Genomic DNA, 23,962 nt, shown 5'->3' with positions numbered 1-23,962 from the left:
AGATCCCTTAGGTTCGGACAGGTTTACTGCTTTTGCTACTCTTACTGTCCGAAGATCCCTTAGGTTCGGACAGGTTTACAGTTTTTGCTACTCTTACTGTCCGAACATGCACGGGGTTCGGACACTTATACTGCTTTTTCTCCTCAAACTGTCCGAACATGCACGGGGTTCGGACAGGTTTACTACTTTTGCTACTCTTACTGTCCGAAGATTCCTTGGGTTCGGACAGGTTTACTGCTTTTGCTACTCTTACTGTCCGAAGATCCCTTGGGTTCGGACAGGTTTACTGCTTTTGCTACTCTTGCTGTCCGAAGATTCCTTAGGTTCGGACAGGTTTACTGCTTTTGCTACTCTTACTGTCCGAAGATCCCTTGGGTTCGGACAGGTTTACAGTTTTTGCTACTCTTACTGTCCGAACATGCACGAGGTTCGGACAGGTTTACTGCTTTTGCTACTCTTACTGTCCGAAGATTCCTTAGGTTCGGACAGGTTTACTGCTTTTGCTACTCTTACTGTCCGAACATGCCCAAGGTTCGGACTCTTATACTGCTTTTTCTCCTCAAACTGTCCGAACATGCCCAAGGTTCGGACACTTATACTTCTTTTTCTTCTCAAACTAAAAACGCATGAGATTTCTTGTCTGAAACCCCATGCGCCCCTTTGTCATTTGATCGTTTACACCTCTGAGATAAATCCGTTATTTATACACACTCAGGATTATTTTTTTCGTTCGTACGTTAAAAACGTGTGCTCATGAACATTTTTCTCGTCTATAATCCCTTTTTGTTCATCAACGACGACCCAATCATCCAATACATCAGGAAAATAAGTATCACCTTTAAATGTTTCATGAATCACAGTGATATACATTCGCTCCACATAGGGGAGGAATTGTTGAAATATTTCTGCCCCACCTATGACAAAAAATTCTTCTTCCGATTGTTGCCACTCATCTACATGATCAAAATCCGTGAGAACCTCAATTCCCTCAGCCTGAAATGTAGGATTACGGGTGATGACAATATTACGTCTTCCTGGTAGTGGACGGCCGATTGATTCGTACGTTTTTCGGCCCATAACAATCGGAGCCCCCATCGTCGTCTTTTTAAAGTGCGCCAAGTCGTTTGGAAGGCGCCAAGGCAAATCGCCTGCAGCTCCAATTAAACGATTTTCATCCATTGCAACAACAAAAGAAATCATACAGAGACGACTCCTTTAATATGAGGATGAGGATCATATCCTTCTAATGTAAAGTCATCAAACTCAAAATCAAAAACAGAAGTCCGTTCAGGATTAAGCTTCATTTGCGGTAACGACTGTGGATCGCGACTTAACTGCAATTTGATCTGCTCAATATGGTTGTTATAAATATGGACATCACCAAAAGTATGAACGAATTCACCAAGCTCTAACCCACACTCTTGCGCGACCATCATCGTTAATAACGAATAAGAAGCAATATTAAATGGAACGCCAAGAAAGAGGTCGGCACTACGCTGATATAACTGACAGGAAAGTTTTCCATCCGCTACGTAAAATTGAAATAAACAATGGCATGGCGCTAACGCCATGTCATCTAAATCGGCGACATTCCAAGCGCTCACGACAAGCCTACGTGAATCAGGATTTTGTTTAATCTCGTCAATAATTTTTGCAAGTTGATCAATATCTTCTCCATTAGGATTGAACCAAGAGCGCCATTGCTTCCCGTATACTGGGCCTAAATCTCCACTTTCATCTGCCCATTCGTTCCAAATCCTAACATTGTTATCTTGTAAATATTTAATATTTGTATCACCTTTTAAAAACCATAACAATTCATGAATGATTGGACGTAAAGGTAATTTTTTTGTCGTTAAAAGAGGGAACCCTTGATTTAAATCCATGCGCATTTGATAACCAAAAGCACTAATGGTTCCTGTCCCTGTTCGGTCTTCCTTCGGTGTACCGTTTTCTAGAACATGACGACATAAATCTAAATATTGTTTCACCTTTTATCTCTCCTATTCTCTTCACTCGTGAAGTCTTACATTTCATCAGCTAACGTTTCTTGACAATGAACAATTGTCACATCCAATTCCTCTAACAAATCTAAGTCATACGGTGCTAATGTTTCGCCATCTTTTTTCAACACCCGTACAATTGGACGAGTCGTATAATGTTCATTTTGTTGAGCGACGACTCCTTCTAATCCATTACTTAACGTCACTTCTAGTCCATTTGGATATACAGCAATCGTCTTAGCAAATGTTTGAACCAACTCTTTGGAAAACTGAGTATCAACACTAGAATATAGCAATTCTAAACCTTCATTTGGAAGCATAGCTTTTCGGTAAACTCGGTGGGACGTAACAGCATCAAATACATCAGCTACGCCAATAATTTGCGCGTAAGGATGAATATCATTGCCTTTCAGACGACGCGGATAACCCGTCCCATTCAAGCGCTCATGATGTTGATATGCGCAATGAGCTGTAAGTAATGAAAAACGATGACTTTTCCTTAAAAATTCAAAACCTGCCTCAGCATGATATTTAATTGCGTCGAATTCTTCATCACTTAATTTCCCTGGTTTTTGCAGAATCTCTGAAGGGACCGCCATTTTTCCGACATCATGTAAAATCGCACCCAAACCTATCTCTTCCAACTGTCGTCCATTATAACCAAGACGTTTGGCTAAAGCTACTGAATAAACTGTCACATTAAGTGAATGATGGAACACATAAGAATCATAGCAATACACATCAGACAATATTGAGATTGCATGTTGATTGCTTTGAATATCGTTCAGAATTTGTGTGATGACATCCGTAAACGCATCTGCCATTTCGTCCACGTTAATCGATTTTTTCAACACGGTTTCCTTTTCAATAAATGTAAAGCAATCCTTAATCGTTTTTACCGCTTTCGTCCGTGTTTTCTCACGTATCGGTTGCTCTGGTACAATATCATCTGTTAGGTCATCTTCTATGTAAATGTAAGATACCCCTCTTGCTTTGATACGAGTAGCCATGTTTTTCGTTAAGGTGACCCCCGCTTGAAGTAAAGCTTGTCCCTCATCATTTATGATAGCACGACCTAAGACATCACCATCGGACACTGCATCAATTGATTTTATGCGCATCTTGTCATAACTCCTTCAATTCATTTCCCTAAGTACTTTTCTGGCGGTGACTCCAAAAAAGGAAGGTAGTCACCGCTTGAAAGGTCCTATATCATTTTTAACAAAGCGTCTCTCCCTTTCATACCTTTCTCGATACCAAGTTCCTCTGCGGCAAGCGTCACTGACTCGAGTGGCGCATCAAGTAAATCATCCAATGAGCGAACGCCTACTGCTCTGCCGGCAACAATTTTACGATCTGCTAATTTTTCATTTAATAATTGAACATCTAGTGCACCACACATAATATATCCTCTTTCATTACTAATCGATAAAAAATTTGTTTTCGGTAATTTCAATGATACACCGGTAAACGAATGCCCATCAACTGTTATCGGAACTTGATTATACACTTTATTCACCCTTTCACCGTTTTCATCTACAATCGTATATTATGCGTATAACGATGAAAGGTGCTTTTCCTTTTTTTATTATTCAATTGAAAGAGCTTAATTTCCATGCGATAATATCTCGTAAAAATTCAGGCATAAGGTATCGGATTGATGAATGATCACTAATTGGAGGGTATAACTTGCCGAACGTAAACATATCGACCGTTGCCAATGTATATGTCTTTTCAAAATTCAACGGTTCTCCATGAATATAAAATCCTTCATGATCATCTCGTGAAGAAGGAAATGTTAAACCATCATAAATCATCGCACCAATTTGTTTCCCACGAAAACCGAAACCCTTCACTTGTTTTTCAATCAACTGACGATTTTGTCCGTATTTAATAATTTCCAATAACTGCTGCCCTGACACAGTTAAAATGGCTGGGTTGATTGGATGAGGACAAACTTCATGCAATCCTGCTTTTGTTACTTCCCCTTTTGACAATGGTTGTAAAAGAACACCAGCATTAATCATTGCAATATCTGTATTACTCCATTCCCTCATTGCTTCTGCTAATAAAGAAGCAAATGGAGACTCAGTTTGCCAATCAATGAGTAAGGGGTCACTTAAGTATGCAACTGCTTCGCTCATTTTTTGTGCAGCTTGCTTTCTCAAGAGTTGAATTTTTTGTTGGGCTTGTTCATCGGGAGGCTGAGTGGCTGGAATTGCATCAGTTTGAGCTGATGATGAAAGCACTTGTTTTGATGTTGAACAAACTGTCAACGTCACTTCTCCGACATGAGAGCCGGAACGCCCAGCTTGATTAATCAAAACCCCGTTTACACACACCCCTTGTTCCAAAACATGGTGGGTATGAGCACCCAGAACCACATCTAATTCAGGAATTTCCTCAGCCAACACCTCATCTTTATGAAGACCTAAATGCGATAAGCAGATCAATACATCTGCCTCATCCTTCACTTGATCTACAATTGTTCGCAAGTTTTCAATTGGCGGTAATACTTTCCATCCCAGTGGCTCATAAAAAGCAGGATAAGCAACGGTTACTCCTAGTACCGCCACTTTAATGCCTCCATTTAATTCGAACCACTTAACAGACTCACACCATTCTGGCTTTTCACCATTAAGGTGTTTTAAATTACTCAATACAACGGGAAAGTTTGCTCCCTTATATAACGATTCAAGTGCTGTTTTTGGTAACGTCATTCCTTCATTATTCCCTATTGTCACTGCGTCGTACTCAACATCGTTAAGAAGTTGTACATTCCCTTTTCCTAAGAGGGCTTCTGTAATCGGGTGTGAACGATCACAGTGGTCACCAATGTCAAAGACTAAAGAATCTTCACCATTTTTAATTGCTTCATGACGTTTTTCACGAACCGCATGGACAAGTGCAGGCCAACGGTCAAATTGACTATGTAAATCGTTCGTATGTATGATTCTTATCCGTTGTGTCACTCTTTATCACCGCCACCTCATCGAAGTTATTAGAGGCTTGTTCCCCCTTGGTATATTAAGCGAATGCCAATAATAATTAAAAAGATCCGGAAAACAAATACTAAATGATCGCTAGAGAGCCGCTGATTGATAGCTGCACCTAATTTGCCTCCAATCCATGCACCTGGCACTAACAACATCGCGTAAACCCAGTTTACATTCCCCAGCTGTATATGAGAGAACGTGCTAACTATCGATGATAAAAATATCATAAACATTGATGTTGCCACTGCAATATGGGGAGGAAAGCGGAAAATGAGGACCATAGCCGGCACCATAAGAGCCCCTCCACCAATTCCGAAAAGTCCTGAAACCATTCCAACAATAAAAGAAATCATAATAGCAAGAGTACGCGGATATCCGTAATGATAAGTTGCGCCCGCATCGTCTGTGTAACTTCTCTGGATGCCACGTACACTCAGCTTTAATGGTTTTAAACGTTGACGTATAAGCATGAAAAAAGACATCAAAATCATAAATGCACCAAATAAAAGGAGAAACGGGTCGGTTGTAAGATGTTGATTTAACCACACACCAAATAGCGCACCAGGGCCACTACCTATAAAGAACAGAAGGCCACTTTTATAATCTACTTTCCTTTGTTTGACATATGCTAATGTCGAAGAAAGTGCTGTGAAGATCATCATGAGTAACGATGTACCGACCGCGACTTGCGGTGTCATCGAAGAAAAACTCGTGAAATAATCGCTAAACATAAGTAGTGCCGGGACAATTAATATGCCTCCACCTAGCCCCATTAAACTACCTAATGTCCCTGCCATAAGCCCTAAAATGACAAGCAAAATCCATTCCATCGTAAAACAACTTCCTTCTTTTAATTTTAGAAAAGTGCCAACATTTACGTTCCATTATCTATGAAATACGAGCCCTAATCAATCAAAAAGTTGAAGTTGTCTAGGTGCTAAGCCTTCATATTTAAGTTTCATTTCTTCTATCAATTTTAATGCGTTTTGTGCTGCATGGCCACCTGAATTGTTATTAAACACGATGTAAATATCTTGTGATTGCTCAGCAACTTTTTGTATCTGTTCGATAAATTCTTGACGTTCCCGAATGCTGTAATCATATAAATATCGTACATCGCGCCAAGATTTATTATCTGCTCCCTCTGGCTTTTTCCAGCCTGACACATTTCTGCCATGGAAGCGAAATAACGTTTTTTGAGGATGCGTTGGGTGAACAACCATCGGAATCGAACCTTCTCCTGCTTGGGGTTCATCGCATATACTATGAACCCATTGTTCTTCCTCCATAAACGAAAGGGTTCGTTGTTTGTAAGTTGATGAAAACCAGGAATAGTGACGAAATTCAAGTGCAACATCTATGTCAGTTAGCTGCGCACGGCAGTACCGTAAATAATCGACATGTTCTCTCCTACAATCAAACCAAGGCGGAAATTGACAGAGCACCATCGCTAATTTCCCAGCTTCACGTAATGGTTCAATCGAGGCGCGGAAGTCAGAAAACATGTCTTGTTTTGATCCATATGAATTTTCCCCACGATCATGCCCGGTAATCCCTTGATAGGCTTTTACGACAAATTGGAATGTATCTGGTGTTTCACGAATCCACTTCAACATATTTCTTTCTGGTTGATTGGCATAAAAAGAAGCATCCAATTCAACAATAGGGAAATAGCTCCCATAAGTTGCTAATTTATGAGCACTTCCCTGATTCTCATATAAAGAGTCATGATCTCCCCACCCAGTCAATCCTATACGTATCAACGAACTTTCTTCCTTTCTTTGCCACTGACATCGTTTTTGTTTATAAACAAAAAGAGGCTGACGTTGCGCCAGCCCCTTTTTTCCTTCTTATTGATTAACCGATAGAACCTTCCATCTCGAACTTAATGAGGCGGTTCATTTCTACCGCATACTCCATCGGTAGTTCTTTTGTGAATGGTTCGATAAAGCCCATCACGATCATTTCTGTCGCTTCTTGTTCAGAAACACCACGGCTCATCAAGTAGAAGAGTTGTTCTTCAGAAACCTTCGACACTGTCGCTTCGTGTTCAAGCGCAATATCATTGTTGAAAATCTCATTGTATGGAATCGTATCAGAAGTTGATTGATTATCCATGATGAGCGTATCACATTCAATTTTCGATTTCGAACCTTGAGATTTGCGCCCGAATTGACAGATGCCTCGGTACGTAACTTTTCCACCGTGCTTTGAGATCGATTTCGATACGATCGTCGATGAACAGTTCGGTGCTAAGTGTAAAGCTTTCGCACCTGCGTCTTGGTGTTGACCTTTACCTGCAATCGCAATCGATAACACGTTACCGCGAGCACCCTCACCTTTCATGATGATCGCTGGGTACTTCATCGTTAATTTTGATCCAATGTTACCGTCGACCCATTCCATCGTTGCATTTTGTTCTGCCACCGCACGTTTTGTAACAAGGTTAAATACGTTCGGTGCCCAGTTTTGGATGGTTGTGTAACGGCAATATGCATCCTTCTTCACGATGATCTCAACAACTGCACTGTGAAGAGAGTTTGTCGTATAAACAGGTGCTGTACACCCTTCTACATAGTGAACCGAGCTGTCTTCATCCGCGATAATTAACGTACGTTCGAATTGACCCATGTTCTCCGAGTTAATACGGAAGTAAGCTTGAAGAGGTGTATCTGTTTTGACACCTTTTGGTATATAAATGAATGATCCACCAGACCATACAGCAGAGTTTAATGCTGCAAATTTGTTGTCAGCAGGAGGGATGACCTTACCAAAGTGCTCACGGAAGATTTCCTCATCCTCTTTTAACGCTGTATCAGTATCTTTAAAGATAATCCCTTGCTCTTCAAGGTCTTCTTGCATATTATGATAAACAACTTCAGATTCATATTGTGCTGATACACCAGCTAAATACTTTTGTTCAGCTTCTGGAATCCCAAGTTTATCAAAAGTGTTCTTAATTTCTTCTGGTACTTCATCCCATGAACGCTCAGACTTCTCAGACGGCTTTACGTAATACGTAATTTCATCAAAGTCCAATTCATTTAAGTCGCCACCCCATTGTGGCATTGGCATTTTATAAAATTGTTCGAGCGACTTAAGACGAAAATCAAGCATCCATTGTGGCTCTTCTTTCATTTTTGAAATTTCTTTGACGATATCTTCTGTAAGTCCTCGTTCAGAACGGAAAATAGATACGTCTTTATCGGAAAAACCATATTGATATTCCTCAATTTCAGGTATTTCCTTAGCCATTTGAAACCCTCCTCTGAGTGATCAGTCAAAACGTGCCTTACTACCGATCAATAACGTGATTCTTTTTATACATACTAACCACGTAGTATCTCTATTTTAACACCACACCTATATTGTTAACAAATACTTATTATTCAGTCGTTTCCTCTTTCTCCTCATTCAAACCTTTTTCAAGGGCTTTCCAAGCTAATGTCGCACACTTGATTCGAGCAGGAAACTTAGAAACACCTTGGAGTGCTTCGATGTCTCCGAAATCTAGGTCCTCATCATCAATGTCATTCCCTTGAACCAATTTTGAAAATTGCTCAGAAAGAGAAAGAGCTTTTTCTATCGGCAACCCTTTGACCGCTTGCGTCATCATTGAAGCTGAAGAAAGACTGATCGAACAACCTTCCCCCGAAAATTTGGCATCGGAGACGTTGCCACCTTCGACTTTTAATTGCAATTGAATACGATCACCACAAGTCGGGTTATTCATATTCACGGTCAATGATCCGTCTGTAATTTCACCACGGTTACGCGGGTTTTTGTAATGATCCATTATTACCTGACGATACAAAGTATCAAGATTATTATCTAAAGACATGACCGAAGTACTCCTTTGCCTTTAATAATGCTTCTACAAATGCGTCTACATCTTCTTCTGTATTATAGAGGTAGAAACTTGCGCGCGCCGTTGCAGTGACATCAAGCCAACGCATAAGTGGCTGAGCACAATGATGGCCTGCACGAACAGCAACCCCTTCAGAATCGAGAACCGTTGCAACATCGTGAGGATGGACATCATGACAGTTAAACGTTACAAGACCAGCTCTCTCTCTTGGACCGTACACGTCTACACCATCAACTTCATCCAATCTTTGTAGCGCATAATTCGCAATCGCTTTTTCATGCTCTTCAATACGATCTAAACCGATGTCTTCGAGAAAATCGATCGCAGCACCAAGACCGATTGCACCTGCAATAATCGGTGTACCCCCTTCGAATTTCCAAGGGAGCTCTTTCCATGTTGATTCATAATCTCCAACGAAATCAATCATCTCGCCACCGAACTCTACTGGTTCCATTTTTTCAAGTAAGGACTTTTTCCCGTAAAGTGCGCCAATCCCAGTAGGTGCACACATTTTATGGCCCGAAAAGGCAAAAAAGTCACAATCTAAATCTTGGACATCTACCTTCATGTGTGGGGAACTTTGTGCACCGTCCACGAGAATAACTGCGCCATGTCGATGAGCAATTTCAGCGATTTCTTTCACTGGGTTTACAGAGCCAAGGACATTGGATACTTGCATCACAGCGACAATTTTCGTTTTGTCTGTAATGGTTTGTTCCACATCTGTAAGTTCGATGCGACCATCCGCTGTCAATGGAATGTATTTTAGCGTTGCGCCCGTCGCTTTTGCGACTTGCTGCCAAGGAATAATGTTACTATGGTGTTCCATCGGGGTGATAACAATTTCATCACCTGGTCCGAGGTTCGCACGACCATAACTTGATGCAACAAGGTTAATTGCCGTTGTTGTTCCACGAGTAAAGACAATTTCCTCTGTCGATTTCGCACCAATAAATGAACGGATTTTTTCGCGTGCACCTTCATACCCATCTGTTGCCAACGTCCCGAGGGTATGAACCCCTCGGTGAACATTGGAATTGTATCGTTTATAATAGTCCTCTATGACATCGATGACCTGCTTAGGTTTTTGGGAAGTCGCCGCACTGTCTAAATAAACAAGAGGGTGGCCGTTTACCTCCTGATTCAGCACTGGAAATAGTTCACGAATTTCCTTTGCATTCATTAGTAAACTTTCCTTTCAATAACTTCTGTAAGTTGTTCTTTCACGGCTTCAACTGGAAGTTCGCCTACAACCGGTGCTAAGAAACCGTGGATGACCAAACGCTCTGCTTCTTGTTCGGAAATACCTCGACTCATGAGATAGAACTTTTGAAGTGGATCGATTCGACCTACTGACGCCGCGTGCCCAGCTGTCACATCGTCCTCATCTATAAGCAAGATTGGGTTCGCATCTCCACGTGCTTTTTCACTGAGCATAAGAACACGTTCAGTCTGCTCTCCGTTGGCTTTTGTTGCGCCTTTTTCAATCTTGGAGATCCCGTTAAAGATAGAGCTTGCTCGATCTTTCATAACCCCATGAGATAAAATCTGACCATCAGAATTCTTCCCATAATGAACGATATTGGTTGTGAAGTTCTGACTCTGTTCACCGCGACCGATAGATACTGCTTTCGAGTCTGCATATGACCCTTGCCCCATCAGATATGTCGTATTTTCAGATACAGTATTTCCGTCATTCATTTGACCAAGGGCCCAATAAATCTCCGCATCTCGTCCTACATGTCCCCGACGATTAACATAAGTCGTCACTTGTTCTGAGAATGTATCAACAGCACCGAAGTTCACTTTTGCGCCATCAGCCGCATAAACTTCTGCGATAATATTGGCTACCGCATCGTTTGCATCTTGTGTCGTTACATAGTTTTCGATGTACGTAAGCGAGCTATTCTGCTCGGCAACAATCAAGATGTGGTTGAACAAGCCAAAGTTTTCACTCACAGAATAAACCGTTTGAAGCGGTAGTTCTACGTGTGTATCTTTCGGTACATAAATGAATGTACCTCCATTAACAAGCGCTGCGTGCAAAGCAGTCAGTTTGTTTTCATTCGTAGAAATCGCTTCTTTCATATATGCTTTTTCAACAAGGTTGCTATGTTCACGGATCGCTGTTTCAATATCCGTAAATATCACACCTTGATTTTTAAGGTCAGCTTCGACTTTTTCATAAGTCACTTTACCATTTTCTTGTACAATCACATTTTTTGCTTGCTCTTTTTCTCCAAGCAAAACGCGAATATCTTCATCTAGATCATCAAACGAATTGACGACTTTCGTCTCTGTTGTATGTGCAAAGGACGTAAAGTTCCAATCCGTGATTTTTGTTTTTTCAGGCTTTGGTAATTCGATCGCATCAGCCTGCTCTAAAGAGGATAGACGTAAGTTTGTAAACCACTCGGGTTCTTGGCGGTCTTTAGAGAAGTTGCTGATATAAGTACGATCATATGAACCTTTTACATCTACTGACATTTCATATCCTCCTTCTTGGAACCGCGCTTATTCTTGGCCTACAGTTTCATCTTCAATGCCTAGCTCATTTTTAATCCAGTCATACCCTTCTGCCTCAAGACGCTCAGCAAGTTCAGGGCCACCTGATTTTACAATGCGACCTTGCATCATAACGTGAACCTTATCTGGTGTCACATAGTTAAGTAGTCGTTGATAGTGAGTAATGATAAGACAACCAAAGTCATCACTACGCATATCATTTACGCCCTGTGCAACAACTTTTAGTGCGTCAATATCAAGACCGGAGTCAATTTCGTCCAAGATCGCAATCTTTGGTTCGAGCATAAGCATTTGTAGAATTTCGTTGCGCTTTTTCTCACCACCAGAAAAACCTTCATTTAGGTAACGGTGTTGGAAAGAACTATCAATTTCTAATTTACCCATTTTATCATCCATGTGACGAATGAATTTCATAAGAGAAATTTCATCGCCTTCTTCACGTCCTGAATTAATCGCAGAACGAATAAAGTCAGCGTTTGTTACACCACTTACTTCACTTGGGTATTGCATTGCAAGAAACAACCCTGCTTGCGCACGTTCATCTACTTCCATCTCAAGCAAGTCTTCTCCATTAAATGTTGCATTACCCTTTGTGATTTCATAATTTGGGTGCCCCATTAGTGCAGAGGCAAGTGTTGATTTCCCTGTTCCGTTTGGACCCATAATTGCATGGATTTCTCCACCGTTGATTTCAATGCCGAATCCTTTTAAGATTTCTTTATCCTCGATTGAGACATGTAGATCGTCGACTTTCAAATTTGGTGTTGTCATGCCCGATACCTCCATCCATTTATTATACATGATTAAAGGAAAGTGAACGTTTGATATCTCACTTACCATTCTCAGTTTATTCTCATTATAATCTTAAAACATCTTCTCTTTTTCTTCAAGGAAAACACTACACAAATTTTGTTTTTTATACATTTTTATTTAATATATCCCCTAATGCGTCTGAACCTATTTTTGTTAGTATGTGATGTATGGTTTTCATCATACTTGCTATCCAAATTTTTCTCAAGTACATTGTTTGAATCCATAAAGTTATGTACAAAATCGTCCAGTTTCACCATTGATTCTACGCTCTTTTCACAAATTTATCTAGGTTAAACATATCAAAATACCTGTGCTGATTATCAAATAGTGATATCAATTCTCAATTAACCTCCTGTTTAAACACAGAAAAACAGACCAGCATGATGATCATGCTGGTCTCCCTTGATTCTCTTCTAATATCAAGTATAAAGCGATTATTTGTCTTTTCCAGTTACGGGCGCACCTGATTTTGGTGACTTGCCACGATCTCAACACTTCGGCGATAGTTCCGCTCACGTTCAGCTTCTACTTTCATACGGTTATTGAGGTTTCGGTTGTATTCTTCATAGCCAAAACCGTATGACTGGTACATTGCTTTCTCCATTTCGCCGGTATAGTTGGTTTCGATCTGGTTAATAATAAACCAATCCTTTCTGGAATTCATTTTGACCTTTCATGCGTGGGTTCAACAGCTGTTTTACCCGGTACCAGAACCCTTGGGATAGCATTCGGTCAGCTTTTACATCCATTATCGTAACATTTACTCACAATCTTACCAACAAGGATTGATTCTTATATTTCCTAACAAATACGGGTGAGATATTGTGAGGTTCCCTTACCCCACGTATTGCAAAAATCTCCTCTAATCTCTAGAGATTACGCTTTGTATGACGTACGAAATGTATTAATGAACTTGTCCTCCAAATTCATCGACGCATTCATGGACGAGTGTGAACGCTTGACTGAGTGCTGCGCCTCCACCAAAGGCACCTGTAACTGATACTAACTCTAAAATTTCTTCACGGTCGCACCCTTCATCAAGACATCCTTTCGTATGATAAATAATACAATATTCATCCTGAGCGTAAATACTAATACCTAAGGCAATCAATTGTTTGTCCTTTTTCGATAATTTCCCTTCAGCAAAGCATGCTTCTGTAAAGTCTACATACTTATGCGCAATTTCAGGCATTTCCTCTCGAAAGTGACCCAATCCTTCTTTATAGTCGTGTAAAGCTTGTTGAATGGTTGACCGATGCTCGTTTGATTGCGAATGTTCCATGTAACCCCTCCGTTCTTAATATGTATCATTCTCTTTTAGTATGGCGAATCGACCATTGAATATACGACAAAAACAAATATAAAACGACATAGAAAAACCAGTCCTTCCTAATAAAGAACTGGCCTCACATTTTTGTCGATTCATTTATTATTTATTCTTCTACAGGAACAACAGCCCCATCGTATTCTTCAATAATAAATTCTTGCACTTCTTCTGAACGAAGAACATCGATGAGTGTAGCAATGTCTTCTGACCCTTCATCTTCACCTCTTACTGCGATAATATTCACGTATGGGTTATCTTCATCCGCTGGTTCAATAGAAATCGAATCCTCCAGTGGGTTTAGACCTGCATCAAGGGCGAAGTTTGAGTTGATGACAACCAGGTCTCCTTCATTGTTTTCATAAGCTTGTGGGAGCATGTCTGCTGAAACATTATCTTGGAACTGAAGGTCCAATGGGTTTTCCTCGATATCTTCAATTGTCGCATCAATCCCTGCACCTTCAGCTAGTGTAAGGAGTCCCTCTTCTTCAAGTAACATTAAAATACGGCCTTGATCCGCAACTGAATCACTCATAATCACGTCCGCACCTTCTGGTAAGTCATCTAAGCTATCATGGTCTTGGGAATAAAGACCGATTGGTTCAAGGTGAATTCCACCTTCATTGACAATGTCATAACCTTCTGATTCAATTTCAGACTCGAAAAACGGAATATGTTGGAAGTAGTTTGCATCAATTTCTTCTTCTACTAAAGCCATATTCGGTAATGCGTAATCATTGAACGTTTGAATGTTTAAGCGAATCCCTTCTTCTTCAAGAATCGGCTCAGCAAACTCCAAAACTTCTGCGTGAGGGACGTTTGTAGCACCGACACTTAATACATCCTCATCTGCTCCACCACATGCGACTAATCCTGACACTGCTACCGTACTGACAACACCTAAAGCTAATTTTTTCATCATAATACCCCCCTGTTTTTTTATGCTTATCGCTTGTCTAATTTATGTGAAATACGATCGCCAAGATACTGAAAAGCAAAGACGATCAGTAAGATCACAATCGTTGCAATTAACGTAACATCATCATCACGGCGTTGGAACCCAACCCGGTACGCTAAGTCTCCAAGCCCACCAGCACCGATAACCCCTGCCATTGCCGTATAACTCACTAAAGCAATCGATGTAACGGTAATACCCGAAACGAGTGCAGGCATGGATTCTGGCAACAATACTTTGAAAATAATTTCACGATTGGAAGCACCCATTGAACGAGCTGCTTCGATTACGCCTTTATCAATCTCACGTAAAGCGATCTCCACCATTCGTGCGTAGAATGGTGCAGCACCGATAATTAGTGCGGGTAATGCTGCAGATGGACCTAAAAATGATCCGACAATCAACTGGGTAAACGGAATTAATAACACGATTAATATAATAAATGGAATAGACCGAAACGTATTGACAAATGCTGCTGTAATTGCCTTTAATATTCGATTGTCCCAAAGATTATCTTTGTCTGTTAAAAACAAAACAAGTCCTAACATAATGCCGAACAAAAATGTAAATGCTACAGCGACAACAGACATATAAATTGTTTCTAATGTCGCATACAATACAGACTCCCAATTCACATTTGGAAACAAGAAATCAATCATTGTAGATCACCTCCACTTCTACCCCTTGCTCACGAGTAAAGGTGATCGCCTTTGAAACTTCATTGTCTTCGCCTTCCATTGCAACAAATAATGACCCATATGGTCCGTGCTGCGTGTGTGATATTTTCCCTTGTAAAATATTCACTGTTACATCAAAGGTTTTAACGACATCGTTGATGAGTGGTTTTTTCGCATCTCCACCGACAAAAGTGAGTTGATAAACAATATGGTTGTCCGTATCGGTAAACAACTCTCCAGCCGCTTCTTGTGTTTCCTCAGGCTCTGTCACTTGTTTAACAAACTCTTTCGTCATCGCTTCTTTCGGACGGCGGAAGACTTCAAGAACCTCCCCTTCTTCAACAATCTTTCCTTCTTCCATGACAGCAACACGATGGCAAATTTTTCGAATCACATGCATTTCGTGCGTGATCAAAATGATCGTTAGACCTAACTTTTTATTAATATCAACGAGTAATTCAAGAATAGAATCAGTCGTTTTCGGATCAAGAGCAGATGTTGCTTCATCACAAAGCAATACTTTCGGATTGTTCGCTAGCGCACGTGCAATCCCAACACGTTGCTTTTGCCCCCCACTCAATTGGGAAGGGTAAGAATCACCACGCCCACTTAAACCTACAAGGTCAATCAGCTCGTCCACTCGTTCCATTCGCTCTTCTTTTGGAACGCCTGCAATTTCCAGTGGAAATGCAATATTTTCGCGAACGGTCCGAGACCAAAGTAAATTAAAATGTTGAAAGATCATGCTTATTTCTTGACGTGCTTGTCGCAGCTCTTTTTCCGATAGTTGATCCATTTTCCAATCGGCAATTTGTATATTTCCACCTGATGGGTCTTCAAGGCGGTTTAATAAACGAATTAATGTACTTTTCCCTGCGCCACTATAACCAATGATCCCATAAATTTGCCCTTCGGCAACTTGTAAGTCGATATGATCAACAGCTGTCACTGGTCCATCTTTCGTGGTGAAAACCTTCTTAAGCTGATTAAGTGAAATCATAATGAGTACGTCCTTTCTCTCTATATTAAACCAGTGCTTCTTTGCCTTTTATTTTTGCTAAACAATAATGGTCATTTCTTTGCGTTCAAAGCATTTTTATACAAAAAACCTTTCTACCATATGAGTAGAAAGGTTTAATTTAATGATTTAAATCGCCTTCCTCTCATCTTTCAAAGCCATTATAGCTTTGCAGGATTTGGCACCTTCCCTCATACATTAAGTATGCGAGTGGTTGCCGGGCTTCATAGGGCCAGTCCCTCCACCTCTCTAAATAAGAGTTTCAATGTTTATTGTTTTATGAGTTAAATTGAATAATAGCATGAGGAAAAAAACGTGTCAACAAAAAGTCGACAACTTAACACTAAATTCACGATGCCGGTATGTATAATAATGCCTCAACCTTTAATTGCTGCCGTAACGCCCCTGTTACAGTGACCTCTTTTGTACGCCGTTGTTTCGATAGCCAAGATTCACCATTAATCAGTTCGAGTAATGATTCCCGATCACCGATAATCTCGACACCTGCTTCCGTTTCTCTTTGGTCATGATCTTTCACTTGTATACTATAAGAATCCACCTTCACTGTATACACTTCCTGCGCTTGCTCATCTCTTAAAACAAATTCCACTTCATCTACCAATTTCAATTCATCAAGTTGATCAGCTCTTTGCACCCTTTCTTGCCATAAAGATAGCGCACGTTTCACGATTGGCCCTCCCTGGATCTAACAAGTCAGTTATTATTTACTTATTTCGACACCTTAAGGAGAGATCCTTTTTATACAGTGAAATTGCTATCAGTTTCCAATCAAACATCCCCACCTTCTCACAGGTGGGAATGTCAATAATCATTCGTATTTTAGCACCAACCCATATCGCATCCATCAACATAACTTTTCGGATGTTCACGGCGAGCCTGTTTGCCTTCAACTTTTTCACCATCAACCTCAAATTCCTCAGCCATCTCATACATCTTTTCTTCGTTTGTCACTTCAATGTTATCAACTTTTTGCTCTTTCTTTTCATTTCGTTCACTTTTGAGCATTTGTTGATCCTGCTTGAAACCATCCATAGAAATCCCCCTCCTTTCCCCTTTAAATTCTGCCGTTTCCACTCCTTTGATTCATCATCTTAAAAGGGCATTTCTGGAATGGTTACCATAAAAAAAGTCAAACGCTTAAGCAGGGAAATGACGCCATCATTCCCACAACCTACTCAGCGTTTGACTCATCACGTTATGTTATTAGTCTTCTTGAATCATTTTTTCGTAATCATCTGCAGACATTAACTTGTCGATCTCACTAGCATCGGAAGGCTCAACAACCACCATCCACGCCTTTTCGTAAGGGGATTCATTGACAAATTCAGGTGAATCCTCAAGCTCATCATTCACTTCAACAACTTTTCCACTAACTGGCGCATACAATTCGGAAACCGTCTTAACAGATTCCACACTGCCAAATGACTCATCTGCCTCAATCGTGTCGCCAACTTCTGGCAATTCTACAAATACAATATCACCTAGCTCAGATTGAGCGAAAGCAGTAATCCCGATGCGAACTTTGCCATCCTCTTGCTTCACCCATTCGTGTTCTTTAGAATACTTTAAGTCTTTTGGTAAACTCATCCATAACCCTCCATTTTCTTATTAACTTATACGTCGTTTAGGAAGAAAAACTTGTCCCTGACTATAACCATTGTTGTCCATTTGAAGTAGATATGAAACATCTTCCATTCAACCTTATTACAACTCAGGTCGGAAAAACAAGGCTCACTTCCACTTTTTTTCGAACGTTTCTTCATTAAAACCTACCGTCACTTGATCACCATCTGTCACAATCGGACGTTTTATCAGCATCCCATCAGACGCAAGCAAATCAAGAAGTTCTTCTTCTGAATCCGTCTTCACACGATCTTTCATACCAAGTTCACGATATTTTTTGCCACTCGTATTAAAAAACTTGCGCACTTCTAAGCCACTTTTTTCTAAAAGTTCTTCTAATGTTTCCTTTGCTGGTGGCTCTTCAACAATATGTATGAGATTGACATCGACCTCGTTATCTTCAAACCATTTCTTCGCCTTTCGGCACGTCCCGCATTTAGGGTAGTGATACATTGTTAAAGCCATAATCATTATCTCCTTTCTCCCATAGCCTACTACATCCTTATCATACAATACATTCTTGGCGTAATGCTGATCTCCTGCTTTTCATTCGACATTTTTTTACCATCATCATTGCTTTTACGCACGAATGTAAAAGAGTCCTGATCACGAAGACCAGGACCCTTTCAACTTTGAGGAGAATGCTTTCCCGAAAGGAAGGAGGGTATTTGATATTGAGGTGTGACCTCAAATTTAAAAACAAGCTCTACACTACATACTTTTCTTGCTCAATCAATTGAGCGGCAATACGACGACGCTTACTTACAACATCAATCGGCGTATGGCGAGTTAACTTTTTCAATATTGATAACATCGTTCGTAAGTTGTCACCATCCTCCATGGTAACGAGCGCTTCTTTAGCCGCGCGTTCAATTCGATGAAATGCTCCTTGAGTAAACACTTCAGTCATTAACAACTTTTGACGGGCCTTTTCTACACCTTCTTTTGCGATCGCTTTTTCCGTTCGTAAAATGACCGATTCAACCGCGTAAATATCAGAAACGATATCAGCAACATGCGCCAAAATCTCTTGTTCGTTTTCTAGCTTCTCTCCATATTTTTGAGCTGCCGACCCTGCAACCATCATGAAAATTTTCTTGGCGTTTTCTAACAAATACTTTTCTTGCTCCAGGGGTTCATCGCCAACTTCTTGAGGCATCATCATCATGAGCTCTTCTTGAATCGTGTTTGCTTGTTCCAAGAGAGGGAGATCGCCTTTCATCGCTTTCCGCATAATCGTCGCAGGAACGAGTAAACGGTTAATTTCATTTGTTCCTTCAAAGATTCGATTGATTCTAGAGTTGCGATACATCGTCTCGACTTCATATTCAGACATAAAACCGTAACCACCATGAATTTGCACCGCTTCATCAACGACATCATCTAGCACTTCAGAACCAAAAACTTTATTTAACGAACATTCAATCGCGTAATCGGCGATCGCTTTACCAACGCGCTTGCCATCTTTTTGGTCTTCTTCAGATAACGAATGAAATGCGTCTTCGATTAAACCTCCTGTACGGTATATGCTACTTTCAGCTGCATACGTCTCGCTTGCCATATGGGCAAGTTTACTTTGGATCAGAGTAAATTGTGAGATCGGTAATTTAAATTGTTTCCGCTCATTGGCATAGGCTGCCGACACTTCAATCGCTCGTTTTGCCGCTCCTATACAACCAACACCTAATTTATAGCGCCCAATATTTAATATGTTAAACGCGATCACGTGTCCTCGGCCTACTTCGCCTAAGACTTGTTCTTTTGGTACCTTTACATCTTGTAAAATCAACGTCCGTGTAGACGAACCTTTTATCCCCATTTTCTTTTCTTCAGGACCTGTCGACACGCCTTCTGTATCTGCGTCAACGATAAATGCCGTGAATTGCTCTCCATCTACTTTCGCGTAAACGATAAATACATCTGCAAATCCAGCATTTGTAATCCACTGCTTTTCACCGTTTAAAACATAATGAGTCCCTTCTTCATTTAAGGTCGCTGTCGTTTTCGCACCAAGCGCATCTGATCCTGAGCCTGGCTCTGTTAAAGCATAGGCTGCGATCTTTTCACCTGTCGCTAAAGCTGGTAAGTACTTGTGTTTTTGTTCTTCAGTGCCAAAGTAGACAATCGGAAGGGTCCCAATCCCTACGTGAGCCCCATGGGATAACGAAAACGAACTGGCTAATGCGAACTTTTCGGTAATGAGTGTTGAGCTAATGGTATCTAGGCCAATGCCACCATATTCTTCAGGTACATCAGCACCGAGAAGACCTAATTCCCCTGCTTGCTTTAATAAACGGACGGAAATATCAAATTGATGATCCTCGATTTTTTCGATTTCTGGAACGACTTGCTCTAAAACAAAATCTTCGGTTGTTTTTGCAATCATGTCATGTTCGTCTGTAAAATCTTCAGGTGTTAACAATTGATTAGGCGAAATGTCTTCAAGTAAAAAAGCGCCACCTTTCTTTCCCTTATCAAATGTTGTCATATTCGATTCCCCCTTCTTCAACATGTGTGAGGACCCTGCATTTCACATTTTCGTTAGACAAGTTCAAACACGCCCGCAGCGCCCATACCACCACCGATGCACATTGTCACCACACCAAATTGCTCACCACGACGTTTCATTTCATATATAAGTGAGAGCGTTAGTTTCGTTCCAGTACACCCAAGAGGATGCCCAAGTGCAATCGCTCCTCCATTTACGTTCACTTTTTCAGGGTCTAAGTTCAATTCACGAATCACTTGTAAAGACTGAGATGCAAATGCTTCATTTAACTCATATAAACCAACATCTTGCTCTGAAATACCAGCTAATTTCAATGCTTTAGGTACTGCTTCAACAGGACCAATCCCCATGACTTCAGGTGCAACCCCACCTACAGCAAACGAACGAAATTTGGCTAGCGGAGCGAGTCCTTCCGATTTAGCAACGTCACGGTCCATGACAAGTACAGAAGCTGCTCCATCGCTCATTTGCGAAGCATTCCCCGCGGTGACACTACCATCAATTTGATTAAAAGCTGGCTTTAACTTTGCGAGCTTTTCTTTCGTCGTATTAGGACGCACACCTTCATCTTTTGTAAAGTCATAGGTTTCTTCGACGAGTTTGTTATTTTGATCTACATAGCGATTTGTGACCGGTACAGGAACAATTTCATCAGCAAACTTACCTTCTTCAAGCGCTTTCGCTGCTCGGTTATGACTTGCAACTGCGAAAGCATCTTGATCTTCTCGACTTACACCGTAACGTTTGGCCACTTCTTCAGCAGTGTGCCCCATGTTCATGTAGTATTCAGGGGCATTTTCTACAAGCGTTGGGTTAGGTGCGATCACGTGTCCGCCCATCGGAATGAGACTCATCGATTCGGCTCCACCAGCTATAATCGCTTCATCATGCCCGAGCATAATCCGCTCCGCTCCATAAGCAATCGATTGTAACCCTGATGAGCAATAACGGTTTATAGTAATGGCTGGCACTTGTTCTGGTAACCCCGCTAAAGCAGAGATATTACGAGCCATGTTCATCCCTTGCTCCGCTTCTGGCATCGCACAACCGATAATGACATCGTCAATTCGTGCTGAATCGAAGTCACCTGCTCTTTTTAACGTTTCCTTTACTGCCACCGCCCCATAATCTTCTGGGCGGACGTGGGCTAAACTGCCTTTTTTTGCTTTTCCGACAGGTGTACGTGCACCTGCAACAATCACCGCTTCTTTCAAGGAACATCCCCTCCTTTTTAATGACTTAGTTGCGTAGTGGTTTTCCTTTCGAAAGCATATGTTGCATACGTTGTTGTGTTTTCGGTTCACCTACTAAACTTAGAAAAGCTTCTCGTTCGATATCTAATAAATACTGTTCATCTACTTCCGTCCCTTTTGGTACACGCCCACCAGCAAGCACGAAAGCCAATTTATCAGCAATCTTCACATCATGGTCACTTGCAAGTCCGCTTTTCTGCATTGATTTGGCACCAAGGCTCATTGTCGCATACCCAGATTCTCCGACAACTGGAATCTTTCGCCGCTTCGGTGGCTGATACCCTTGTTTATCAAGATAGATTACCGTCTGTTTTGCATCATATAAGAGGTGGTCACCATTGATACTGATTTGGTCTTGTGGTCGTAAGAACCCGAGCTGTTCTGCCTCTTGCGCACTCGTGGCAACCTTTGCCATTGCAATGGTTTCAAATACTTTATTAGCAACAGGCTGTAGGTCAATATCAACGCCCGCAGGTATACGTTCAATTTCTCTTAAGTACAGCTCCTTATTTCCACCCCCACCAGGAATGAGGCCAACGCCTGCTTCAACCAGACCTATATACGTTTCATGCGCTGCTTGTAATCGTGCAGCTGGCAAACAAACTTCAGCTCCACCACCTAATGTCATTGCAAATGGTGCTGCGACAACTGGCTTTGCGGAATAACGTATTTTGGCCATCGTTTGTTGGAATTGACGGACGACAAGATCTAACTCCGGGAAATTCATATCTTGGGCTTCCATTAATATCAACATTAAATTGGCCCCAACCGAGAAATTTTTCCCTTGATTATTAATAACAAGTCCTCGGTAATTTCTCTCCACTTCATCAATGGACTTATTAATCATCTGTAGGATATCTAACGCTATCGAATTATTTTGTGAATGAAACGCTAAACAAGCGACATCATCACCAAGATCTACGAGTGACGCACCATTGTTTTTCATAATCACACGACCGGCATCTTTTAATGAAGGAAGATGAATCACTTTCTCATTCACATTTGCTTGCACATACGATCCGTTATGATAATACGAATCATAAGTTTGATAAAATCGCTCAAACCCTTTTCTGAGCATATCTTTGACCCATAAAGGAACTTTGTCTCCATCTGCTTCCATCTTCTTAACTCCTGCTTCAACACCAATTGCATCCCACGTTTCAAATGGACCTAATTCCCAACCAAATCCCCATTTCATCGCTTGATCGATATCATAAATCGAATCGGCAACTTCACTACATTTTTCCGCTGCGTAAATGAGTGTTGGCTTCAATACATTCCATACCAATTCTCCAGCTCGATCATCTGCATATACGAGCGCTTTCAATTGATCCTGTTTTGACTTCGCTTGCTTGCTTTGTTGAACAGATGGTGCTTTCAACTTTTTTCGAGGAACATATTCCATTGCTTCGTAATCCAACTCGAGAATCTCACTGCCATTTTCACCTTTTATTTTTTTGAAAAAACCTTGCCCTGTTTTACTACCGAGCCATCCTTTATCTCCCATGTCTTTCATGAATTTTGGGACATCAAATACTTCCTTTTCTTCACCTTCTACTTGATCAAATACATTTTTAGCAACATGTAGAAACGTATCAAGACCAACGACATCTAACGTTCGGAACGTTGCGCTTTTAGGACGACCGATGGCTGGACCAGTAACCGAGTCGACCTCTCCAATCGAGTAACCTCGTTCAATCATTTCTCGAACCGTTACTAACAAGCCGTACGTACCTATTCTGTTTGCGATAAAATTCGGGGTATCCTTAGCAACGACGACGCCTTTACCGAGTGTGTTTTCGCCGAAGTGTTTCATAAAAGTTACAACATCACCATCTGTATCTTTAGTTGGAATGATTTCTAACAGTTTTAAATAGCGAGGCGGATTAAAGAAATGTGTACCGAGAAAATGTTTACGGAAGTCTTCTGAACGCCCTTCTGCCATTGCTTCGATGGATATCCCTGATGTATTAGAACTAATGATCGTTCCCGGTTTACGATATCGGTCCACTTTTTCCAGTACTTGTTGCTTAACTTCTAACTTTTCAACAACAACTTCAATGATCCAATCGACTTCATTAAGACGATGGAGGTCATCTTCCATGTTTCCCTCTTCAATAAGGTCAGCGTTTTCTTTGATAGCTAATGGCGCAGGCTTTTGTTTCTTTAATTGCTTTTTTGCTTCAATGGCCAATCGGTTGCGAACACTTTTGTCATTAAGTGTCAAACCTCTTTTCTTTTCATCAGCTGTTGGTTCGTTTGGAACAATATCTAAAAGAAGTGATGGAATACCGATGTTGGCTAAATGTGCAGCAATGCCTGAGCCCATAACTCCTGAGCCTAAAACGGCAACTTTTCCTATTCTAAAGGCCATAC

General features: G+C 41.0%; 24 protein-coding genes and 1 riboswitch. All 24 genes read right to left on the bottom strand.

Features of this window, described 5'->3' with window-relative positions; genetic code table 11:
• Positions 1 to 717: 717 nt before the first annotated feature.
• Positions 718 to 1,200, bottom strand: a complete 483-nt coding sequence (locus HNQ41_RS08420; RefSeq protein WP_184663972.1) for a dihydrofolate reductase — start codon at positions 1,198 to 1,200, stop codon at positions 718 to 720.
• A complete protein-coding gene (locus HNQ41_RS08415) occupies positions 1,197 to 1,991 on the bottom strand; it encodes a thymidylate synthase (protein WP_184663971.1) in 795 nt (264 codons plus the stop codon). Before HNQ41_RS08415 ends, HNQ41_RS08420 begins: the two co-directional genes overlap by 4 nt.
• Positions 1,992 to 2,026: 35 nt before the next feature.
• Complete coding sequence (locus HNQ41_RS08410; RefSeq protein ID WP_184663970.1) at positions 2,027 to 3,124, bottom strand: HD-GYP domain-containing protein; 1,098 nt, start codon at positions 3,122 to 3,124, stop codon at positions 2,027 to 2,029.
• Between the two features lie 86 nt (positions 3,125 to 3,210).
• Positions 3,211 to 3,513: a DUF1805 domain-containing protein gene (locus HNQ41_RS08405; protein WP_184663969.1), complete on the bottom strand. Its 303-nt coding sequence runs from the start codon at positions 3,511 to 3,513 to the stop codon at positions 3,211 to 3,213.
• 82 nt (positions 3,514 to 3,595) lie between these two features.
• On the bottom strand, positions 3,596 to 4,975 hold the full coding sequence (locus HNQ41_RS16865) for a 5'-nucleotidase C-terminal domain-containing protein (RefSeq protein WP_184663968.1): 1,380 nt from the start codon (positions 4,973 to 4,975) through the stop codon (positions 3,596 to 3,598).
• Between the two features lie 29 nt (positions 4,976 to 5,004).
• On the bottom strand, positions 5,005 to 5,829 hold the full coding sequence (locus HNQ41_RS08395; protein WP_184663967.1) for a sulfite exporter TauE/SafE family protein: 825 nt from the start codon (positions 5,827 to 5,829) through the stop codon (positions 5,005 to 5,007).
• A gap of 78 nt (positions 5,830 to 5,907) precedes the next feature.
• Positions 5,908 to 6,762 (bottom strand): DUF72 domain-containing protein, encoded by an 855-nt coding sequence (locus HNQ41_RS08390; RefSeq protein ID WP_184663966.1) that lies wholly within the window; start codon positions 6,760 to 6,762, stop codon positions 5,908 to 5,910.
• 94 nt (positions 6,763 to 6,856) lie between these two features.
• Positions 6,857 to 8,254: a Fe-S cluster assembly protein SufB gene (sufB, locus tag HNQ41_RS08385; protein ID WP_184663965.1), complete on the bottom strand. Its 1,398-nt coding sequence runs from the start codon at positions 8,252 to 8,254 to the stop codon at positions 6,857 to 6,859.
• Positions 8,255 to 8,384: 130 nt separating this feature from the next.
• Complete coding sequence (gene sufU, locus HNQ41_RS08380) at positions 8,385 to 8,840, bottom strand: Fe-S cluster assembly sulfur transfer protein SufU (protein WP_184663964.1); 456 nt, start codon at positions 8,838 to 8,840, stop codon at positions 8,385 to 8,387.
• Complete coding sequence (locus tag HNQ41_RS08375; RefSeq protein ID WP_184663963.1) at positions 8,827 to 10,050, bottom strand: cysteine desulfurase; 1,224 nt, start codon at positions 10,048 to 10,050, stop codon at positions 8,827 to 8,829. Before HNQ41_RS08375 ends, sufU begins: the two co-directional genes overlap by 14 nt.
• Complete coding sequence (gene sufD / locus HNQ41_RS08370; protein ID WP_184663962.1) at positions 10,050 to 11,354, bottom strand: Fe-S cluster assembly protein SufD; 1,305 nt, start codon at positions 11,352 to 11,354, stop codon at positions 10,050 to 10,052. Before sufD ends, HNQ41_RS08375 begins: the two co-directional genes overlap by 1 nt.
• Before the next feature lie 27 nt (positions 11,355 to 11,381).
• Entirely contained in the window at positions 11,382 to 12,164 is a 783-nt protein-coding gene (gene sufC / locus HNQ41_RS08365) for a Fe-S cluster assembly ATPase SufC (protein ID WP_184663961.1), read from the bottom strand.
• Positions 12,165 to 12,657: 493 nt separating this feature from the next.
• Positions 12,658 to 12,870 (bottom strand): YuzK family famiily protein, encoded by a 213-nt coding sequence (locus tag HNQ41_RS08360; RefSeq protein WP_184664018.1) that lies wholly within the window; start codon positions 12,868 to 12,870, stop codon positions 12,658 to 12,660.
• Positions 12,871 to 13,110: 240 nt separating this feature from the next.
• Positions 13,111 to 13,488, bottom strand: a complete 378-nt coding sequence (locus HNQ41_RS08355; RefSeq protein WP_184663960.1) for a carboxymuconolactone decarboxylase family protein — start codon at positions 13,486 to 13,488, stop codon at positions 13,111 to 13,113.
• 151 nt (positions 13,489 to 13,639) lie between these two features.
• Positions 13,640 to 14,449 carry a MetQ/NlpA family ABC transporter substrate-binding protein gene (locus tag HNQ41_RS08350; RefSeq protein ID WP_184663959.1) on the bottom strand — a complete coding sequence of 270 codons (810 nt, stop codon included), beginning with the start codon at positions 14,447 to 14,449 and terminating at the stop codon, positions 13,640 to 13,642.
• 26 nt (positions 14,450 to 14,475) lie between these two features.
• Complete coding sequence (locus HNQ41_RS08345; RefSeq protein WP_184663958.1) at positions 14,476 to 15,144, bottom strand: methionine ABC transporter permease; 669 nt, start codon at positions 15,142 to 15,144, stop codon at positions 14,476 to 14,478.
• Positions 15,137 to 16,162, bottom strand: a complete 1,026-nt coding sequence (locus tag HNQ41_RS08340) for a methionine ABC transporter ATP-binding protein (protein ID WP_184663957.1) — start codon at positions 16,160 to 16,162, stop codon at positions 15,137 to 15,139. Before HNQ41_RS08340 ends, HNQ41_RS08345 begins: the two co-directional genes overlap by 8 nt.
• 160 nt (positions 16,163 to 16,322) lie before the next feature.
• Positions 16,323 to 16,440, bottom strand: a riboswitch (SAM riboswitch).
• Between the two features lie 89 nt (positions 16,441 to 16,529).
• Entirely contained in the window at positions 16,530 to 16,868 is a 339-nt protein-coding gene (locus HNQ41_RS08335) for an SCP2 sterol-binding domain-containing protein (protein WP_184663956.1), read from the bottom strand.
• Between the two features lie 152 nt (positions 16,869 to 17,020).
• Positions 17,021 to 17,233: a DUF2553 family protein gene (locus HNQ41_RS08330; RefSeq protein ID WP_184663955.1), complete on the bottom strand. Its 213-nt coding sequence runs from the start codon at positions 17,231 to 17,233 to the stop codon at positions 17,021 to 17,023.
• Between the two features lie 171 nt (positions 17,234 to 17,404).
• The gene (gene gcvH, locus HNQ41_RS08325) at positions 17,405 to 17,788 is read right to left on the bottom strand and encodes a glycine cleavage system protein GcvH (protein ID WP_184663954.1); all 384 of its coding nucleotides are present in this window, start codon (positions 17,786 to 17,788) and stop codon (positions 17,405 to 17,407) included.
• Between the two features lie 144 nt (positions 17,789 to 17,932).
• The gene (locus HNQ41_RS08320) at positions 17,933 to 18,289 is read right to left on the bottom strand and encodes an arsenate reductase family protein (RefSeq protein WP_184663953.1); all 357 of its coding nucleotides are present in this window, start codon (positions 18,287 to 18,289) and stop codon (positions 17,933 to 17,935) included.
• 241 nt (positions 18,290 to 18,530) lie between these two features.
• Positions 18,531 to 20,312 carry an acyl-CoA dehydrogenase family protein gene (locus HNQ41_RS08315; protein WP_184663952.1) on the bottom strand — a complete coding sequence of 594 codons (1,782 nt, stop codon included), beginning with the start codon at positions 20,310 to 20,312 and terminating at the stop codon, positions 18,531 to 18,533.
• Positions 20,313 to 20,365: 53 nt separating this feature from the next.
• Positions 20,366 to 21,547, bottom strand: coding sequence for an acetyl-CoA C-acetyltransferase (locus tag HNQ41_RS08310; RefSeq protein WP_184663951.1), 1,182 nt, complete (start codon positions 21,545 to 21,547; stop codon positions 20,366 to 20,368).
• Between the two features lie 25 nt (positions 21,548 to 21,572).
• On the bottom strand, positions 21,573 to 23,960 hold the full coding sequence (locus tag HNQ41_RS08305) for a 3-hydroxyacyl-CoA dehydrogenase/enoyl-CoA hydratase family protein (RefSeq protein WP_184663950.1): 2,388 nt from the start codon (positions 23,958 to 23,960) through the stop codon (positions 21,573 to 21,575).
• Between the last annotated feature and the right edge of the window lie 2 nt (positions 23,961 to 23,962).

This window comes from Texcoconibacillus texcoconensis, assembly GCF_014202575.1.
Taxonomy (GTDB): Bacteria; Bacillota; Bacilli; order Bacillales; family Salisediminibacteriaceae; genus Texcoconibacillus; species Texcoconibacillus texcoconensis.
This window is presented reverse-complemented; position numbering and strand designations above follow the sequence as displayed.

What these genes read in the sequence shown, in the direction of transcription:
- HNQ41_RS08360 (WP_184664018.1), bottom strand. Translation starts at nt 12,870, where the DNA reads ATGAATTCCAGAAAGGATTGGTTTATTATTAACCAGATCGAAACCAAC.
- HNQ41_RS08410 (WP_184663970.1), bottom strand. Translation starts at nt 3,124, where the DNA reads ATGCGCATAAAATCAATTGATGCAGTGTCCGATGGTGATGTCTTAGGT.
- sufD (WP_184663962.1), bottom strand. Translation starts at nt 11,354, where the DNA reads ATGTCAGTAGATGTAAAAGGTTCATATGATCGTACTTATATCAGCAAC.
- HNQ41_RS08345 (WP_184663958.1), bottom strand. Translation starts at nt 15,144, where the DNA reads ATGATTGATTTCTTGTTTCCAAATGTGAATTGGGAGTCTGTATTGTAT.
- HNQ41_RS08305 (WP_184663950.1), bottom strand. Translation starts at nt 23,960, where the DNA reads ATGGCCTTTAGAATAGGAAAAGTTGCCGTTTTAGGCTCAGGAGTTATG.
- HNQ41_RS08395 (WP_184663967.1), bottom strand. Translation starts at nt 5,829, where the DNA reads ATGGAATGGATTTTGCTTGTCATTTTAGGGCTTATGGCAGGGACATTA.
- HNQ41_RS08420 (WP_184663972.1), bottom strand. Translation starts at nt 1,200, where the DNA reads ATGATTTCTTTTGTTGTTGCAATGGATGAAAATCGTTTAATTGGAGCT.
- gcvH (WP_184663954.1), bottom strand. Translation starts at nt 17,788, where the DNA reads ATGAGTTTACCAAAAGACTTAAAGTATTCTAAAGAACACGAATGGGTG.
- sufU (WP_184663964.1), bottom strand. Translation starts at nt 8,840, where the DNA reads ATGTCTTTAGATAATAATCTTGATACTTTGTATCGTCAGGTAATAATG.
- HNQ41_RS08315 (WP_184663952.1), bottom strand. Translation starts at nt 20,312, where the DNA reads ATGACAACATTTGATAAGGGAAAGAAAGGTGGCGCTTTTTTACTTGAA.
- HNQ41_RS08375 (WP_184663963.1), bottom strand. Translation starts at nt 10,050, where the DNA reads ATGAATGCAAAGGAAATTCGTGAACTATTTCCAGTGCTGAATCAGGAG.
- HNQ41_RS08330 (WP_184663955.1), bottom strand. Translation starts at nt 17,233, where the DNA reads ATGGATGGTTTCAAGCAGGATCAACAAATGCTCAAAAGTGAACGAAAT.
- HNQ41_RS08340 (WP_184663957.1), bottom strand. Translation starts at nt 16,162, where the DNA reads ATGATTTCACTTAATCAGCTTAAGAAGGTTTTCACCACGAAAGATGGA.
- HNQ41_RS08350 (WP_184663959.1), bottom strand. Translation starts at nt 14,449, where the DNA reads ATGAAAAAATTAGCTTTAGGTGTTGTCAGTACGGTAGCAGTGTCAGGA.
- sufB (WP_184663965.1), bottom strand. Translation starts at nt 8,254, where the DNA reads ATGGCTAAGGAAATACCTGAAATTGAGGAATATCAATATGGTTTTTCC.
- sufC (WP_184663961.1), bottom strand. Translation starts at nt 12,164, where the DNA reads ATGACAACACCAAATTTGAAAGTCGACGATCTACATGTCTCAATCGAG.
- HNQ41_RS08320 (WP_184663953.1), bottom strand. Translation starts at nt 18,289, where the DNA reads ATGGCTTTAACAATGTATCACTACCCTAAATGCGGGACGTGCCGAAAG.
- HNQ41_RS08355 (WP_184663960.1), bottom strand. Translation starts at nt 13,488, where the DNA reads ATGGAACATTCGCAATCAAACGAGCATCGGTCAACCATTCAACAAGCT.